This window comes from Citrobacter sp. Cpo142 (assembly GCF_030332425.1).
GTDB lineage: Bacteria > Pseudomonadota > Gammaproteobacteria > Enterobacterales > Enterobacteriaceae > Citrobacter > Citrobacter portucalensis.
On the sequence record NZ_JAOWHW010000109.1, the window covers coordinates 436,438 to 452,257 of the forward strand.

A 15,820-nucleotide genomic window follows, 5' to 3' on the forward strand; every position below is an offset into this window, starting at 1 on the left:
TTTCATTTACGGCATTACTCTTCGCTTTTTTTCTGTTGGCTCAGGCCGTACTCGCGCAATTTATTGGCAATCGCGGTATGCGAAACGCCGAGGCGCTTGGCCAGCTTGCGCGTGCTGGGATAATTCATATACAGCTGCGTCAGCACGGAGCGTTCAAAGCGGCTGGTAATTTCATCCAGCGACCCTTCCATTACCTCTTCTCCGACCGCAACCGTTGCCGCATCATAATCCGGCAGCAAAATATCCTGTGGCCGCAGTTCATAGCCTTCAAGCTGGGTCAGCGCCCGGTAGATAGCATTTTTAAGCTGACGCACGTTGCCCGGCCAACCGTAACGGGTTAACACCGTGCTGAGATCGGCGGACAGCTTCGGACGCGGCACGCCCTGCTCATCGGCAAAACGCGCCACGAACAGTTCGGTGAGCGGCATAATATCTTGTGGGCAATCGCGCAGCGGCGGCAGGTTTAACGTCAGTACATTCAGACGATAATAGAGGTCTTCACGGAAAAGTCCTTTCTGCACCAGCTCCACAAGGTTCTTTTGCGTGGCGCAAATCACACGGACATCAACATGAACTTCGTGATCTTCTCCCACGCGACGGAACGTACCGTCATTGAGAAAACGCAGCAATTTGGTCTGCATACGCGGCGACATTTCGCCAATTTCATCTAACAGAACCGAACCGCCATTCGCCTGCTCAAAGAACCCTTTTTTACCTTCCGGCGCATGGCCAAACAGCTCGCTTTCAACCGCATCTTCAGGGATTGACGCACAGTTCAGCGCCAGATACGGTTTCGACGCACGCGGGCTTGCCAGATGGCAGGCATGAGCAAAGAGATCTTTGCCGGTGCCGGTATTACCAGTAATCAGTAGCGGCGCGCTCAGCGTCGCCAGCTTGCGCGCTTGTTCTACGACGTGTTTCATTTTGGTGCTGACGGCAATAATCTGGCTAAACGCACTGAGATCCTGCGTTGTCATATTTTGCAGCTGACGTCCCATTCGGATGGTGGAGCGCAACATCACCACCGCGCCGGTCAACATCTGCTCCTGATTTTCGCCCTGCAAATGGACGGGCGTAATTTCCATCAGGAAATTCTGCCCGTTAATCACGACATGTTCGCTATGGGAATCCTGCGGATTGCTTTCCAGCCAGCGCTGGAAGTTAAACCCATTGATTAACTGGGCTGCGGTATGGTTGCGCATCCGCTCCTGGGTGTGCGCAAAAAGTTGACAGCTCGCAGGGTTCGCCATCTCAACTTTGCTTTTCATATCAAGAGAAAGGACCGGCTCTGGCAACGCTTCAAGCAGCGCACTTAGTGCCAGATGTTCACGTTCGGAAGGCATCCATGGCACGGTACGCACATCCGTAACCCCTGAAATACGGCGAATTTCAGCCATCAGGCTGCTGAAGTTGGTGAACTCCAGCTCCGCAAAATTAAGGTAAATCCGCCCGATGGGGTCAATTTCGATGCCGCGTAAATCAATGCTTCTCAGCACCAGTAAATCGAGCAATTCGCGGGTCAGACCAAGACGGTCTTCACAAAAGACTTCCAAACGCATAGGAACCTTCATCAGGACAAGGGATTATGTAGTAAATGATAAGACAGTATTTGGTTCGCAGGAAGAACTCTGTCAACAAATATTGACAGCGCGCTGGAAAATTGGGCGCCGGGGCGTAAAGTTATACGATCGGCGCCTGTTTTTTAGCTAACTTTCGCGCGGAGATTTGTTTTTTTGTAAGGTCTCTTTCACCTGACCAATCAGTTGACGGCGAAAATCGCCCAGTCGTGGCTTATCATCATCGATCCACGGCAGCGGTCGGCAAAGTTCCATAGCTTTAATGCCCAGACGCGCCGTTAACAACCCCGCGCCAATGCCCTGTGCGGCACGCGTTGATAAGCGGGCGGCTAAATCCTGCGACATCCAGTCCATCCCTACTTCCCGCACCAGCTCACTGGCCCCGGCAAAAGCGATATTCAGCAGCACCAGGCGGAACAGACGCAGACGGCTGTAATAACCAAGTTCAATGCCATACAGCGATGCAATGCGATTAATCAGCCGTAGATTTCGCCAGGCGATAAACGCCATATCCACCAGCGCCAATGGGCTGACGGCAATCATCAGCGTGGACTCTGCCGCAGAACGGCTAATCTCACGCCGGGCTTGCGCATCCAGTACCGGCTGCACAAGATGGGCATACAGACTGACCACCTCGCGATCGTTCTGCGTTTCATGAATTGAGGCATACCAACGCTGCAATGCTGGATGCGACTGATCGATACCCGCCTGCTGCGCCAGTTTTTCACAAAATGCACGACCTTTTCCGGTTCCATGGCTGTGGAGCAAATCTCGCGCTTCATCACGTTCGTGCGCGCGCTGACGCAATCGCCACAATCTGCGCCACTCGGTCGCCACCGATCCGACACCTGCACCGATAATCAATGCGCCTGCGGCACATCCTCCCAGCGCGACCCAGTCCTGAGTCTGCCAGGCGTTCATGGTCCACTGCACACCCTGAGCAACAACGCTCACGCCAAACAGCGCCAGCCCGCCCATCACCATCTTGCGCCACAGACTGCGTTTGGGGCGTAAGGCCGCATCAATGACGGCCTCCGCCTGACCTTCGTCTTCCAGGGGTTCATCCACTTTCGCCGGAGAAAAAGTCTGCGCCTCCGTTTCGTTGAACATTTGCTGTGCTTTAAACGCCGTGTTTTGTTCCACGTCCAGCGGACCTGAGAAATCGATACGCGGTTTTAACGGCTCGCTCATCGCAATTTATCTCCTATTAAAAACTCCAGCGCGGCATCGAGGCGGATATGTGGTAAGGGTTTATCGACATCCATAACCTGCGGGCGAAACGCCTCAAACTGAAAGCCCTGGCTGTCCCAAAATGCCTGCCCAGGTAAACGCGCGGGCACTTCCCCCGGATAGACTGTCAGCGGTTCGCCATCGCTCAGACGATTACCACGCAACGCCGGGATCTTTTCACCTTTCACATCGATCAAGCCGCTGGTGGTTGCCTGCACCGATGCCAGCCCCAGACAATCCATGCTGATACCTTCGAACGCAGCGTTTTGCCATGCGTCCTGGATCAGCTGCTGCAATAACGACACCATATTGGCGTGCTGATCCACCGTGACGTGGTCGGCTTTGGTGGCGGCAAACAGCAGCTTGTCGATCACTGGAGAAAATAGCCGACGAAACAGCGTACGCTGCCCGTAATGGAAGCTTTGCATCAACTGAGTAAGCGCCAGGCGCATGTCGTTGAACGCCTGTGGCCCGCTGTTGAGCGGCTGCAGGCAATCGACCAGCACAATCTGGCGATCAAAGCGCAGGAAGTGATTCTTATAAAACCCTTTGACGACCTTTTCGCAGTAATAATTGAATCTTTCGCGCAACATGCCCGCGTTGGTGTGTTTGTCAGCCTGCGCCAGCTTTGATTCCCCCCAGGCATCGACATCCGGCCACGGGAAGAATTGCAGCGCAGGCGCGCCCGCCATATCCCCGGGCAGGACAAAACGGCCCGGTTGAATAAAATGTAGGCCCTGCTGTTTACACTGATGCAGATACTCCGTCCAGGCGGCAGCAATTTCCGCCAGACGGTTTTCATCAGCAGGCGCCAACGGATCCAGCCCCTGGCATAACTGCCGCCATTTTGCCGACCATTCGCCCCGCTGCCCCTGCAATAATCCGGTCATTTGCCGCGACCAGCTCAGATAATCCTGGGCAAGCATCGGTAAATCGAGCAGCCACTCCCCCGGATAATCGACGATCTCCAGGTACAGCGTGGAGGTGTCTTTAAAGTGGCGCAGTAAAGAGTCATTGGATTTATAGCGTAGCGCCAGACGTATTTCACTCACGCCGCGCGTAGGGGTCGGCCAGGTCGGCGGAGAGCCGTACAGCTGAGCCAGTCCCTCATCATAGGTAAAGCGCGGAATGCCAAAATCGCGTTGAGGAACCCGTTTCACGCCGAGCAAACGCTCTTCGCGCACGCAGCTGAGCAACGGCAGACGCGCACCGGCATGAATATTGAGTAACTGATTTACCATCGCGGTGATAAACGCAGTCTTACCGCTGCGGCTAAGTCCGGTGACAGCCAGGCGTAAATGCCGGTCTACGCCGCGATTAACCAGCGAATTGAGTTCATTTTTAAGTCGCTTCATCGCCATCCCGTTTTGCTGAAGGAACCGAAGAAATTATAACAAACAGGAAGTAAAGATAGGGGTCAATTCTTACTTATCAACTACCTGAGCTGTATCAGGTGGCATTATTCTTACCACCTGCAGCAGAAGAACTGCGTACGGCTTATTTATTCTCTACTTTAGGAAGCGAGATCTGGTTGATGCCACCTTCATTCGTCACCTGCGTATAGCCCATTTCAGTCAACATATCCTTCGCTTGTCCCGATTGACGCCCGGAGTTGCAGTACAGCTTCACAGTGTCGTTCTTATCAGGAACTTCAGCTGCAATACGTGCCTTCATCTCTTTTAACGGAATATTGACGGCCCCCTGAATATGCTGCTGTTGATACTGTTCAGGAATGCGAACATCGATCCAATGTTCCGCAGCATAAACCGGCATGCCGATGACCAGAGCCAACGCTAATACACCTTTTTTCAACATAATATCTTCCTGACTGATAGTTGGATTTACCTCTACACTATACGCCAGTTCTTAAGAAAATATTGCGACCGCATTATCACCGTCTGCAGGCACGGACGATTGTTCCACAGGTTACCCGTGCTGCAGTTAGCCTGTTGATTTTTCTACCCGCATTTGATGTTCCTACCCAACAATTAGGTGAGCAAAGCTGTAATTTATTATTTAATCTGATGGCAGGTGAGAAAGGATTACAGAATATCACTATAGGAACACAAATATTGCTGACCGACTTCCTGATATAAAACCTGGGTATTAATGCCCTGCGAAATAGATTTTTTAGTTCACCTTCAATACCCGTGGTAACGACCCAAAAGAATTTTGACAGCCCCAAAATTATATTTGTGAGCTGCCGCAAATTAACTGAGGGAATATTGATTAATTGTTGCTTGCTTTTGCTGATTCAAATATCAGGGTTGATTACCTGAATAACGTTTCGACAATTTTGCCGCAGCCCGACTCAACACCGGTTCCAGAACCAACGCCAGCAGCATTTTTAGCGGGCGTCGGGCGACGGACTTCACCGCCCACCCTGCTACACCCGCCGGGCCGTAGCGCAGCGCGGTCAGAAGCACCAGCTTACCTGCTATTTTAAAGCCCGGCTTAACCCTTTGCCCGGCACGTTGCCAGCGATTGTTCATTTCTGTCCTCACAATTGACGGAAGCGACTACGTAAGGAAAAAGTATCGGACGTCACATAACGCTCCATTTCACGTAAACGCTTTTCACTAGCCGCCAGCTCGCGATCGACGGCATCCAACAGCTCACCGCTTGATGGCTGCTGCTCGCCGGAAACCACATTGTCCGGCATCGGATCCAACACAAACGTCAGCACGATGTAGGCGACGAAGGTGAAAAAGGCCAGGCCAAAAAAGACTGACAACACCACCAGGATCCGTACCAGCTTCACAGGCACATCGAGATAATGCGCAATACCTGCGCAAACCCCCTTCACCATGCCCTGCTGCGGAATACGCCACAGTTTTTTGTTCAGGTTAACGCCTCCCATTAGCGGTCCCTCCAGTTTGGATGTTCAGCATCGAGGATGTCTTCCAGCGCCTGAATGCGCTCGCGCATCCGCTGTGCGTCATCGTTGAGTTCAACCAGGCGTTGCTGTTCACTTTGCGACAGTTCGCCACGGCTGGAACGGTTGCTGTAATGCAGCCAGAGCCAAATCGGTAAAACGAACAACACAAAGATGGTTAACGGGATGGCCAGAAATAGCGCGCTCATGAGTACTCCTTACAGGTGATGAGCGGCGGCGCGTTCGGGCGCCGCCAGATGTTATTATTGCTTGTCTTGCTGCATTTTGGCTTTAAGTTGCGCCAGCTGCTCGCTGATTTCATCATCTGCTTTCAGGTCAGCAAATTGCTGATCCAGAGACTTCTGTTTACCGAAGTTATGGCTTTCAGCCTCGGCTTCCATCTGATCGATACGACGCTCGAAAGATTCAAAGCGCGCCATCGCTTCATCGAGTTTACCGCTGTCCAGTTGACGACGAACATCACGCGAAGAACTCGCTGCCTGATGACGCAGCATCAACGCCTGCTGACGAGCACGGGTTTCACTGAGTTTATTTTCCAGCTCACCGATCTCTTTTTTCATACGCGCCAGCGTATCGTCAACCAGCGTCACCTCATGCTCCAGAGAGGCAATTAAATCGGTCAGTTTCTGCTTTTCAATTAACGCAGAACGCGCCAAATCTTCTTTCTCTTTACGCAGCGCAAGTTCTGCTTTTTCTTGCCACTCTGCCTGTTGGGCACTGGCCTGTTCGATACGGCGAGATAATTGTTTCTTTTCTGCCAGCGCACGCGCTGAGTTAGAACGTACCTCAACCAGCGTGTCTTCCATTTCCTGGATCATCAACCGCACCAGTTTCTGCGGATCTTCAGCCTTTTCCAGCAACGCATTAATATTGGCGTTCACGATGTCGGCAAAACGAGAAAAAATACCCATAATGTAATCCTCACTTACTGTTCTGATATCGGGCTATGCCCTGCTGTTTTCATAATGCACTTGGCGTGCCAACTTTTTATGCAATTGATTTTATTGTAATTATATAATTTTACCTGCCAGGCTAATTAGCGTAAATTGGTGAATAACACTAACAAATGGTGAATTTCATCATGGCTGGATACAAAGATAATCTTCTGGGTGAAGCGAACAGCTTTATTGAAGTGCTGGAGCAGGTTTCTCATCTGGCACCGCTGGATAAACCTGTACTGGTTATAGGTGAGCGCGGGACCGGGAAAGAACTTATTGCCAACCGCCTGCACTACCTCTCCACCCGCTGGCAAGGCCCGTTTATTTCGCTTAACTGCGCGGCGCTAAACGAAAATTTGCTTGATTCCGAACTGTTTGGTCACGAAGCGGGCGCCTTTACCGGCGCGCAAAAACGCCATCCGGGACGTTTCGAACGCGCCGACGGCGGTACGCTGTTTCTCGATGAACTGGCGACTGCCCCGATGTTGGTACAGGAAAAATTGCTGCGCGTTATCGAATATGGCGAGCTTGAGCGCGTAGGTGGTAGCCAACCATTACAGGTTAACGTACGACTTGTTTGTGCAACCAATGCCGACTTACCTCGCATGGTTAGCGAAGGCACTTTCCGCGCGGACCTGCTGGATCGCCTGGCCTTTGACGTGGTGCAACTCCCACCGTTACGCGAGCGTCAAAGTGACATTATGTTAATGGCCGAACATTTTGCCATTCAGATGTGCCGCGAGATCGGGTTACCTCTGTTTCCGGGTTTTAGTGCCGAGGCCAGAGAAACGCTTCTCCACTACCGTTGGCCGGGCAATATTCGTGAACTGAAAAACGTCGTGGAGCGATCCGTTTACCGGCATGGAACCAGTGATTACCCGCTGGATGAGATAATCATTGACCCCTTCCGCCGCCACACTACGCAGCCGCAGGCGCCGGAAACTAAACCGATGTCTGTAGGGTTACCGCTGGATCTGCGTGAATTCCAGCAGCAGCAAGAGAAAGACTTTCTACAAACCAGCTTACAGCAGGCAAAATTTAACCAGAAAAAAGCCGCTGAATTACTGGGTCTGACTTACCATCAGCTTCGCGCTTTGCTGAAAAAACACCAGATTTAAAGCACATTTGCAGATGTCATATTGGCGGATTTGACGCATAACCTCATCAGGGTTTACCATGACGCCATTACTGTACAAAAAAACAGGTACAAATATGGCTCTGGCACTCGTTGGCGAAAAAATTGACAGAAACCGTTTCACCGGTGAGAAAATTGAAAACAGTACATTTTTTAACTGTGATTTTTCAGGTGCCGACCTAAGTGGTACTGAATTTATCGGCTGTCAGTTCTATGATCGTGAAAGCCAGAAAGGGTGCAATTTTAGTCGTGCAATGCTGAAAGATGCCATTTTTAAAAGCTGTGATTTATCCATGGCGGATTTTCGCAATGCCAGTGCGCTGGGCATTGAAATTCGCCACTGCCGCGCACAAGGCGCAGATTTCCGCGGCGCAAGCTTTATGAATATGATCACTACACGCACCTGGTTTTGCAGCGCATATATCACTAACACAAATCTAAGCTACGCCAATTTTTCGAAAGTCGTGCTGGAAAAGTGTGAGCTGTGGGAAAACCGTTGGATGGGTGCCCAGGTACTGGGCGCGACGTTCAGTGGTTCAGATCTCTCCGGCGGCGAGTTTTCGACTTTCGACTGGCGAGCAGCAAACTTCACACATTGCGATCTGACCAATTCGGAGTTGGGTGACTTAGATATTCGGGGCGTTGATTTACAAGGCGTTAAGTTGGACAACTACCAGGCATCGTTGCTCATGGAACGTCTTGGCATCGCGATTATTGGCTAGTCTTCAGGGAGCGGTGAATATTCCGCCCCCTGCACTGCTTTTTACCCCTCAGGCATCGCTGAAGAGTGGTGTGTGGAAATTTTCCACTCTTTACCGTCCCATGCATAAGTGAATGTGTAGCGGGCTGAAACCGTTGATTTGTCCGCGAAGGTAAATGTGTAGGTACCGGTGTCTATCGCCTTATTACACCCCAGGCGAATGGTACGCATGTCAATTTTCCCGGTCGGCTTTTTCGCAAGAAAATGCTCGAAATAATCAACACGCTCAGCGTCCGTTAAACGCGCTTTATTGGATACAGTAGGCAGCAATACCGCATCGCTAAGATAATTTTCAGATACCGTCTGCGCGTTACCTGTTTTCAATGACTCGTTCCACTTATCAAATAGCGCTTCGATTTGCGCTTTATTCACCTTCACACAGTCTGGAGTCGACGCAGCAAAAACGGCTCCAGGCAATAGGGCAAGTGAAACAACAAGGCTCAGTAATTTATTCATACAATTCATTCCATTAGAGGTTATATGGCAACAGAAAACTGTTCATAACCAGGATCAAAGCCAAAATGCATTTAATAACCAATGGAAATCATCACCATAAATGGGTGAGAAGATTAAGATGCCATGAAGAAAAAATGGAATTAACATATTGAAATAATTATAGATACTTTAGCTATTACAACTCACATAACGTGTACTACTTCCTGAATGATTATAGTTCAGCATTGATAGTGACACTCTAAATGCTCGCTCCACACTTCGTTATCGATGCCATACTCCATCTTCCGAGTACACACTGATATCAATCAGTAAACAACGACAGGAACGCCCCCACGTTTATAGCAAGTCAGATGGGCCATGAAAATGCTAAGATAGTTAACAGAGAAGATTCAAAGTAGATAGCAGGTATGAATTTTGACCATGTCGCGGTGTTGAACTCGCGCTTATCGAGCCTGTTACTCCCAAAAACAAACGGTAATGGCAAATGTCATTAAGTATTAGTAAGATAGCCTCTTTATATAATCCATTAAAATTATGCGCCTGGTTTTATCATCTCTGATCGTGATGGCTGGATTTCTGAGTGGTCAGGCTGCTGCTGCGCCTGAGCAAGCTCCGCACGCTGATATCCGTGACAGTGGGTTTGTCTATTGCGTCAGCGGGCAGGTCAATACGTTCAACCCACAAAAAACGAGCAGCGGTCTCATCGTCGACACGTTAGCGGCCCAATTGTATGACCGACTGCTTGATGTAGATCCCTACACCTATCGGCTGGTGCCTGAGCTGGCTGAAAGCTGGGAAGTGCTGGATAACGGCGCAACCTACCGCTTCCATCTGCGTCGTGACGTTCAGTTTCAGAAGACTGCCTGGTTCACCCCCACCCGCAAACTAAATGCGGACGATGTGGTGTTTACCTTCGAGCGCATCTTTGATCGCCACCATCCGTGGCACAATGTGAACGGTAGCAGTTTCCCCTACTTCGACAGCCTGCAGTTTGCCGATAACGTCCAAAGCGTGCGCAAACTGGACAACAACACCGTTGAATTCCGCTTAACGCAACCGGATGCCTCCTTTATGTGGCACCTTGCCACACACTATGCCTCCGTAATGTCGGCCGAATATGCCGCTAATCTGGCAAAACAGGATCGCCAGGAGTTGCTCGACAGACAACCCGTCGGCACAGGCCCGTACCAGCTTTCGGAGAATCGTGCCGGCCAATATATTCGGTTGCAGCGACATGAAAAATTCTGGCGTGGTACCCCCCTGATGCCGCAGGTCGTAGTGGATCTCGGCTCTGGTGGAACCGGACGCTTATCGAAATTACTCACTGGCGAGTGCGACGTCCTGGCCTGGCCTGCCGCCAGCCAGCTCAGCATATTGCGTGATGACCCTCGCCTGCGTCTGACGCTGCGCCCGGGGATGAACATTGCCTATCTGGCGTTCAACACCAATAAACCGCCGTTGAATAACCCTGCCGTGCGGCATGCGCTGGCGCTGGCCATTAACAACCAGCGCTTAATGCAGTCTATCTACTACGGGACGGCAGAAACCGCGGCATCTATTTTGCCTCGCGCCTCGTGGGCTTATGATAACGAAGCTAAAATTACAGAATACAACCCGGCAAAATCGCGCGAGCAGCTAAAAGCGCTGGGGCTGGAGAATCTGACATTACAACTTTGGGTCCCTACCAGCTCTCAGGCCTGGAACCCCAGTCCGCTGAAAACCGCCGAGTTGATTCAGGCAGATATGGCTCAGGTGGGTGTGAAAGTGAAGATCATCCCTGTAGAAGGTCGTTTTCAGGAGGCGAGATTAATGGATATGAACCATGATCTGACGTTATCCGGCTGGGCGACGGACAGTAACGATCCTGACAGTTTTTTCCGGCCGTTGCTCAGCTGTGCCGCCATCAATTCGCAGACCAACTTTGCCCACTGGTGTAATCCGCAGTTTGACAGCATTCTGCGCAAGGCCCTCTCTTCGCAGCAGCTTTCATCGCGAATAGATGCCTACGACGAAGCGCAAAATATTCTTGCACAAGAGTTACCTATTCTGCCGTTGGCCTCTTCACTGCGTCTACAGGCTTATCGCTACGACATCAAAGGATTGGTGCTCAGTCCATTCGGTAATGCCTCTTTTGCCGGCGTGTCCAGGGAAAAGAAAGATGAGGTGAAAAAACCATGATTATCTTCACCTTGCGTCGATTTTTATTGCTACTGGTAACCCTGTTCTTCCTGACCTTTATTGGCTTCAGCCTGAGCTACTTCACGCCTCATGCGCCGTTGCAGGGTGCATCGCTGTGGAACGCCTGGGTATTCTGGTTCAATGGTCTCATCCACTGGGATTTCGGCGTATCCAGTATTAACGGTCAGTTGATCTCAGAGCAGCTGAAAGAGGTGTTCCCGGCCACAATGGAACTGTGCATTCTTGCCTTTGGTTTTGCACTAATGGTTGGGATCCCCGTTGGTATGCTGGCCGGTATCACGCGGAACAAATGGCAGGACCGCTGCATCAGCGCATTGGCTCTGATGGGGTTTTCTATCCCCGTTTTTTGGCTGGCGCTGCTGCTAACATTGCTCTTTTCACTGACCCTCGGCTGGTTACCCGTTTCCGGGCGTTTTGATCTTCTCTACGAGGTGAAACCTGTTACCGGTTTTGCCATTATTGATGCGTGGATCTCCGACTCGCCCTGGCGCGATGAAATGCTGGTCAGCGCTATCCGTCATATGGTGCTCCCGGTGCTGACGCTCTCCGTTGCGCCCACCACCGAAGTCATCCGCCTGATGCGTATCAGCACCATTGAGGTCTTTGACCAGAACTACGTCAAAGCGGCGGCCACACGCGGTTTGTCACGATTAACGATTCTGCGTCGTCACGTCCTGCACAACGCCCTTCCGCCGGTGATCCCGCGTCTGGGCTTACAGTTTTCCACCATGCTGACGCTGGCGATGATCACCGAGATGGTCTTTAGCTGGCCAGGTCTTGGCCGTTGGCTGATTAACGCGATTCGCCAGCAGGATTACGCGGCGATTTCAGCGGGCGTGATGGTGATTGGTTCCCTGGTTATCATCGTTAACGTCATCTCTGATATTTTGGGTGCTATGGCTAACCCTCTGAAACATAAGGAATGGTATGCCTTACGATAGCGTCTATAGCGAAAAACGCCCGCCGGGTACGTTGCGCACCGCATGGCGCAATTTCTATGGTGATGCGACTGCGATGATCGGCCTGTACGGCTGTGCGGGACTGGCTATTCTGTGTATTTTTGGTGGTTGGTTTGCCCCTTACGGCATCGATCAGCAATTTCTCGGCTATCAGCTTTTACCGCCGTCATGGTCGCGCTATGGCGAAGTCTCATTCTTCCTCGGGACTGACGATCTGGGACGTGACGTTTTAAGTCGTCTGCTCAGCGGTGCGGCCCCGACCGTTGGCGGCGCGTTTGTCGTCACTCTTGCCGCCACGCTGTGTGGCCTGGTATTGGGCGTAGTTGCCGGTGCGACGCACGGCTTGCGCTCTGCGGTGCTGAACCACATTCTGGACACCCTGCTGTCGATCCCTTCTCTGCTGCTGGCGATTATTGTGGTGGCCTTTGCCGGGCCGCACCTGACACACGCCATGTTTGCCGTCTGGCTGGCGCTGCTGCCGCGCATGGTGCGCTCCGTTTACAGCATGGTGCATGACGAGCTGGAGAAAGAGTACGTCATTGCCGCTCGCCTGGACGGTGCAACCACACTGAATATTCTGTGGTTCGCCGTTCTGCCCAATATTACCGCTGGCCTTATTACTGAAATCACCCGCGCACTGTCGATGGCGATTCTGGATATCGCCGCGCTGGGTTTTCTCGACCTTGGCGCACAGCTGCCGTCCCCGGAATGGGGAGCCATGCTCGGCGACGCGCTGGAGCTGATTTATGTCGCACCTTGGACGGTGATGCTGCCAGGCGCGGCAATTATGATAAGCGTGTTGCTGGTTAACCTACTGGGTGACGGCGTGCGCCGCGCAATTATTGCGGGGGTGGAGTAATGCCATTACTGGATATCCGCAACCTAACCATTGAATTCAGGACCGGTGACGACTGGGTAAAGGCTGTTGATCGTGTCAGCATGACATTGAATGAGGGTGAAATCCGCGGGCTGGTCGGCGAATCTGGCTCCGGCAAGAGTCTGATCGCTAAGGCCATTTGCGGTGTCGCTAAAGATAACTGGCGCGTAACCGCAGACCGTATGCGTTTTGATGATATCGATCTGCTACGCCTTTCCGCGCGTGAACGACGCAAACTGGTCGGTCATAACGTCTCCATGATCTTTCAGGAGCCGCAGTCATGTCTCGATCCGTCCGAGCGTATTGGACGTCAACTGATGCAAAATATTCCGGCATGGACCTACAAAGGTCGCTGGTGGCAGCGCATCGGTTGGCGCAAACGCCGTGCGATTGAACTCTTGCACCGCGTCGGGATAAAAGACCATAAAGATGCCATGCGCAGCTTCCCATATGAGCTGACCGATGGCGAATGCCAGAAGGTCATGATCGCTATTGCATTAGCTAATCAGCCGCGTTTGCTGATTGCCGATGAACCAACGAACGCGATGGAGCCAACCACCCAGGCGCAAATTTTCCGTCTGCTAACCCGTCTGAATCAAAACAGCAATACCACCATTTTGTTGATAAGCCATGACCTGCAAATGCTCAGCCAGTGGGCTGACAAAATCAACGTGATGTACTGCGGACAAACGGTCGAAACCGCGCCAAGTAAAGATTTGGTCACCATTCCACATCATCCTTATACTCAAGCGTTGATTCGCGCTATTCCTGATTTTGGTAGCGCAATGCCGCACAAAAGCCGCCTGAATACCATGCCAGGAGCTATTCCATTGCTGGAACAATTACCCATCGGCTGTCGTCTGGGGCCACGCTGCCCTTATGCACAACGCGAATGTATTGAAACCCCAAGACTGACCGGAGCAAAGAATCATCTCTACGCCTGTCATTTCCCGCTGAACATGGAGAGAGAGTGAGATGGTAGAAACCCTGCTCGAAGTTCGTAATCTGAGCAAAACCTTTCGCTACCGGACAGGTTTATTTCGCCGCCAGACCGTTGAGGCCGTTAAGCCCCTGAGTTTCACCCTGCGCGAACGTCAGACGCTCGCCGTCATTGGTGAAAACGGCTCGGGGAAATCTACGCTGGCAAAAATGTTGGCGGGTATGATTGAACCCACCAGCGGTGAGCTGCTGATTGACGATCATCCGTTAAAATATGGCGATTATTCATTTCGTAGTCAGCGGATCCGTATGATTTTCCAGGATCCGTCAACATCGCTTAATCCTCGGCAACGTATCTCGCAGATCCTCGATTTTCCGCTACGTCTGAATACCGACCTCGAGCCTGAGCAGCGTCGTAAACAGATCGTGGAGACCATGCGCATGGTCGGATTGCTGCCCGATCACGTAAGCTATTACCCACATATGTTGGCCCCAGGGCAAAAACAGCGTCTGGGCCTTGCCCGCGCGCTCATTTTACGCCCCAAAGTCATTATCGCCGACGAAGCCCTGGCCTCTCTGGACATGTCGATGCGTTCGCAGCTCATCAATCTGATGCTGGAATTGCAGGAAAAACAGGGGATTTCGTATATCTATGTGACCCAACATATTGGCATGATGAAGCACATCAGCGATCAGGTATTAGTCATGCATCAGGGCGAAGTGGTAGAACGCGGCAGTACAGCGGATGTTCTGGCGTCCCCTCTTCATGAGCTTACCCGCCGCCTGATTGCAGGTCATTTCGGCGAAGCGCTTACCGCTGATGCCTGGCGAAAAGATCGTTAACAAACGGCTGCCCTCCTCAACCGGGGGGCATTCTGCCATCAGTGACACAATGTGGGTAAGAGCAGCGTATCAACTTCGGTAAACGCGACTGACGGGTAAAGGGCACCACCTTGCATTGCCCAGACACCTGCGGTACTGGCCTCGTCGATAAGTCGTACTGTTTCTACTCCCTTCACCACAACACGGTCGCAATATTCCCTGATATTTTTGATCAGCACCGGGAACATCGGTTTTTCTACCTGTTCCAGGAAGAAACCGCGATCCAGTTTCACAACGTCAAAATGACCGCAAACCAGCGGACTGGCCCCTACGCTGCCGGAGCCAAGATCGCCCAACCACAATGCGTTTGGGCCGTCGCGAAGTGAATTAATCAGCAGATTATTCAGGCACATGGTATTCGACAGAAAACGTTCTGAAAGTTCCAGTGCAATAAATGGTAGAGCATGTAAGGCCGACTTGATGGCTGGATCACCAATCGCCAGCAGTGCCATTTCGTCAATGAGGTTCAGGGTGCAAATAAGGCTGTTGTGCTCAAACCAGTCACGCTTTTCGGCAATTAATCGAATTTGCTCGAGCATGAAATTACGCTTTTGTTCGCTATCCCACGCTGAAATGATGAAATCTGGATGCAACGGGTGAACCGTATCTGAAGTAAACCGGGCGTTAATCTCCACACCCAGTAATTTATCTGTTGTGTCTCTCATCGGTTCCGCGATGAAATGATAGTGCATAAGACCACTCCAATTGATCATAACATCCTGATAATGCACTTCCAATCACAATCAATCAATAATATCGATCAATGATTCGATATTGATCGATAAAAACAATATATCATAACAAGCTGAATATTGTCACATTTATTGTTTTAAGAAAGTTCCTACCTTGCTATGTTTATTAACATCAGCTAGCAATGAAATAATACCATTTCAATGCCTTTGAAACCTCGTATTTTCTCTGATTCACCGACGTTAGATGCCTGAACGAAGCACAAGCGGAGGGGGATGATAT

General features: G+C 51.3%; 17 protein-coding genes and 1 pseudogene. 8 read left to right on the top strand and 10 right to left on the bottom strand.

Features of this window, described 5'->3' with window-relative positions; translation table 11 throughout:
* Positions 1-14 precede the first annotated feature (14 nt).
* From tyrR to pspE, 4 genes are all read right to left on the bottom strand, one after another.
* A complete protein-coding gene (gene tyrR / locus OGY18_RS08780) occupies positions 15-1,559 on the bottom strand; it encodes a transcriptional regulator TyrR (RefSeq protein WP_003833259.1) in 1,545 nt (514 codons plus the stop codon).
* Between the two features lie 147 nt (positions 1,560-1,706).
* Positions 1,707-2,768 (bottom strand): YcjF family protein, encoded by a 1,062-nt coding sequence (locus OGY18_RS08785; RefSeq protein WP_032943592.1) that lies wholly within the window; start codon positions 2,766-2,768, stop codon positions 1,707-1,709.
* A complete protein-coding gene (locus OGY18_RS08790) occupies positions 2,765-4,162 on the bottom strand; it encodes a YcjX family GTP-binding protein (protein WP_003833262.1) in 1,398 nt (465 codons plus the stop codon). The genes OGY18_RS08785 and OGY18_RS08790 overlap by 4 nt, the downstream gene beginning before the upstream one ends.
* 142 nt (positions 4,163-4,304) lie before the next feature.
* Positions 4,305-4,622 (bottom strand): thiosulfate sulfurtransferase PspE, encoded by a 318-nt coding sequence (gene pspE / locus OGY18_RS08795; RefSeq protein WP_004201265.1) that lies wholly within the window; start codon positions 4,620-4,622, stop codon positions 4,305-4,307.
* Positions 4,623-4,777: 155 nt separating this feature from the next.
* On the opposite strand from pspE, the pseudogene OGY18_RS08800 reads away from it, so the two are divergent.
* Positions 4,778-4,903 (top strand): annotated as a pseudogene (locus OGY18_RS08800) (LacI family DNA-binding transcriptional regulator); the annotation flags it as partial.
* Positions 4,904-5,068: 165 nt separating this feature from the next.
* Here OGY18_RS08800 and pspD read toward each other — a convergent pair.
* Genes pspD through pspA form a run of 4 tightly spaced genes read right to left on the bottom strand, consistent with a single transcriptional unit; the run spans position 5,069 to position 6,614 of the window.
* The gene (gene pspD, locus OGY18_RS08805) at positions 5,069-5,299 is read right to left on the bottom strand and encodes a phage shock protein PspD (RefSeq protein WP_003833267.1); all 231 of its coding nucleotides are present in this window, start codon (positions 5,297-5,299) and stop codon (positions 5,069-5,071) included.
* 8 nt (positions 5,300-5,307) lie between these two features.
* Positions 5,308-5,667 carry an envelope stress response membrane protein PspC gene (gene pspC, locus OGY18_RS08810; RefSeq protein ID WP_003020497.1) on the bottom strand — a complete coding sequence of 120 codons (360 nt, stop codon included), beginning with the start codon at positions 5,665-5,667 and terminating at the stop codon, positions 5,308-5,310.
* Positions 5,667-5,891, bottom strand: a complete 225-nt coding sequence (gene pspB / locus OGY18_RS08815) for an envelope stress response membrane protein PspB (protein WP_003020509.1) — start codon at positions 5,889-5,891, stop codon at positions 5,667-5,669. The genes pspC and pspB overlap by 1 nt, the downstream gene beginning before the upstream one ends.
* Positions 5,892-5,945: 54 nt before the next feature.
* Positions 5,946-6,614 carry a phage shock protein PspA gene (pspA, locus tag OGY18_RS08820; RefSeq protein ID WP_003020532.1) on the bottom strand — a complete coding sequence of 223 codons (669 nt, stop codon included), beginning with the start codon at positions 6,612-6,614 and terminating at the stop codon, positions 5,946-5,948.
* Between the two features lie 155 nt (positions 6,615-6,769).
* On the opposite strand from pspA, the gene pspF reads away from it, so the two are divergent.
* The gene (gene pspF / locus OGY18_RS08825; protein WP_161495982.1) at positions 6,770-7,759 is read left to right on the top strand and encodes a phage shock protein operon transcriptional activator; all 990 of its coding nucleotides are present in this window, start codon (positions 6,770-6,772) and stop codon (positions 7,757-7,759) included.
* Between the two features lie 94 nt (positions 7,760-7,853).
* Positions 7,854-8,498, top strand: coding sequence for a quinolone resistance pentapeptide repeat protein QnrB9 (locus OGY18_RS08830; RefSeq protein ID WP_004201260.1), 645 nt, complete (start codon positions 7,854-7,856; stop codon positions 8,496-8,498).
* Positions 8,499-8,539: 41 nt separating this feature from the next.
* Here the strand turns inward: OGY18_RS08830 and OGY18_RS08835 are convergent, their stop codons facing one another.
* Positions 8,540-8,992: an SgcJ/EcaC family oxidoreductase gene (locus OGY18_RS08835; RefSeq protein ID WP_003833285.1), complete on the bottom strand. Its 453-nt coding sequence runs from the start codon at positions 8,990-8,992 to the stop codon at positions 8,540-8,542.
* Positions 8,993-9,526: 534 nt separating this feature from the next.
* On the opposite strand from OGY18_RS08835, the gene sapA reads away from it, so the two are divergent.
* From sapA to sapF, 5 genes are read left to right on the top strand one after another with little or no spacing between them, the layout of a single operon-like run.
* The gene (gene sapA / locus OGY18_RS08840; protein WP_003833288.1) at positions 9,527-11,170 is read left to right on the top strand and encodes an ABC transporter substrate-binding protein SapA; all 1,644 of its coding nucleotides are present in this window, start codon (positions 9,527-9,529) and stop codon (positions 11,168-11,170) included.
* Complete coding sequence (gene sapB / locus OGY18_RS08845) at positions 11,167-12,132, top strand: peptide ABC transporter permease SapB (protein WP_003020545.1); 966 nt, start codon at positions 11,167-11,169, stop codon at positions 12,130-12,132. Before sapA ends, sapB begins: the two co-directional genes overlap by 4 nt.
* Positions 12,119-13,009: a peptide ABC transporter permease SapC gene (gene sapC, locus OGY18_RS08850; RefSeq protein WP_003833291.1), complete on the top strand. Its 891-nt coding sequence runs from the start codon at positions 12,119-12,121 to the stop codon at positions 13,007-13,009. Before sapB ends, sapC begins: the two co-directional genes overlap by 14 nt.
* Positions 13,009-14,001, top strand: coding sequence for a peptide ABC transporter ATP-binding protein SapD (gene sapD, locus OGY18_RS08855; protein ID WP_003020556.1), 993 nt, complete (start codon positions 13,009-13,011; stop codon positions 13,999-14,001). The genes sapC and sapD overlap by 1 nt, the downstream gene beginning before the upstream one ends.
* A 1-nt stretch (position 14,002) precedes the next feature.
* On the top strand, positions 14,003-14,809 hold the full coding sequence (gene sapF, locus OGY18_RS08860) for a peptide ABC transporter ATP-binding protein SapF (protein WP_003020558.1): 807 nt from the start codon (positions 14,003-14,005) through the stop codon (positions 14,807-14,809).
* 38 nt (positions 14,810-14,847) lie between these two features.
* Here the strand turns inward: sapF and OGY18_RS08865 are convergent, their stop codons facing one another.
* Positions 14,848-15,540 carry an EAL domain-containing protein gene (locus OGY18_RS08865; RefSeq protein ID WP_003833297.1) on the bottom strand — a complete coding sequence of 231 codons (693 nt, stop codon included), beginning with the start codon at positions 15,538-15,540 and terminating at the stop codon, positions 14,848-14,850.
* Between the last annotated feature and the right edge of the window lie 280 nt (positions 15,541-15,820).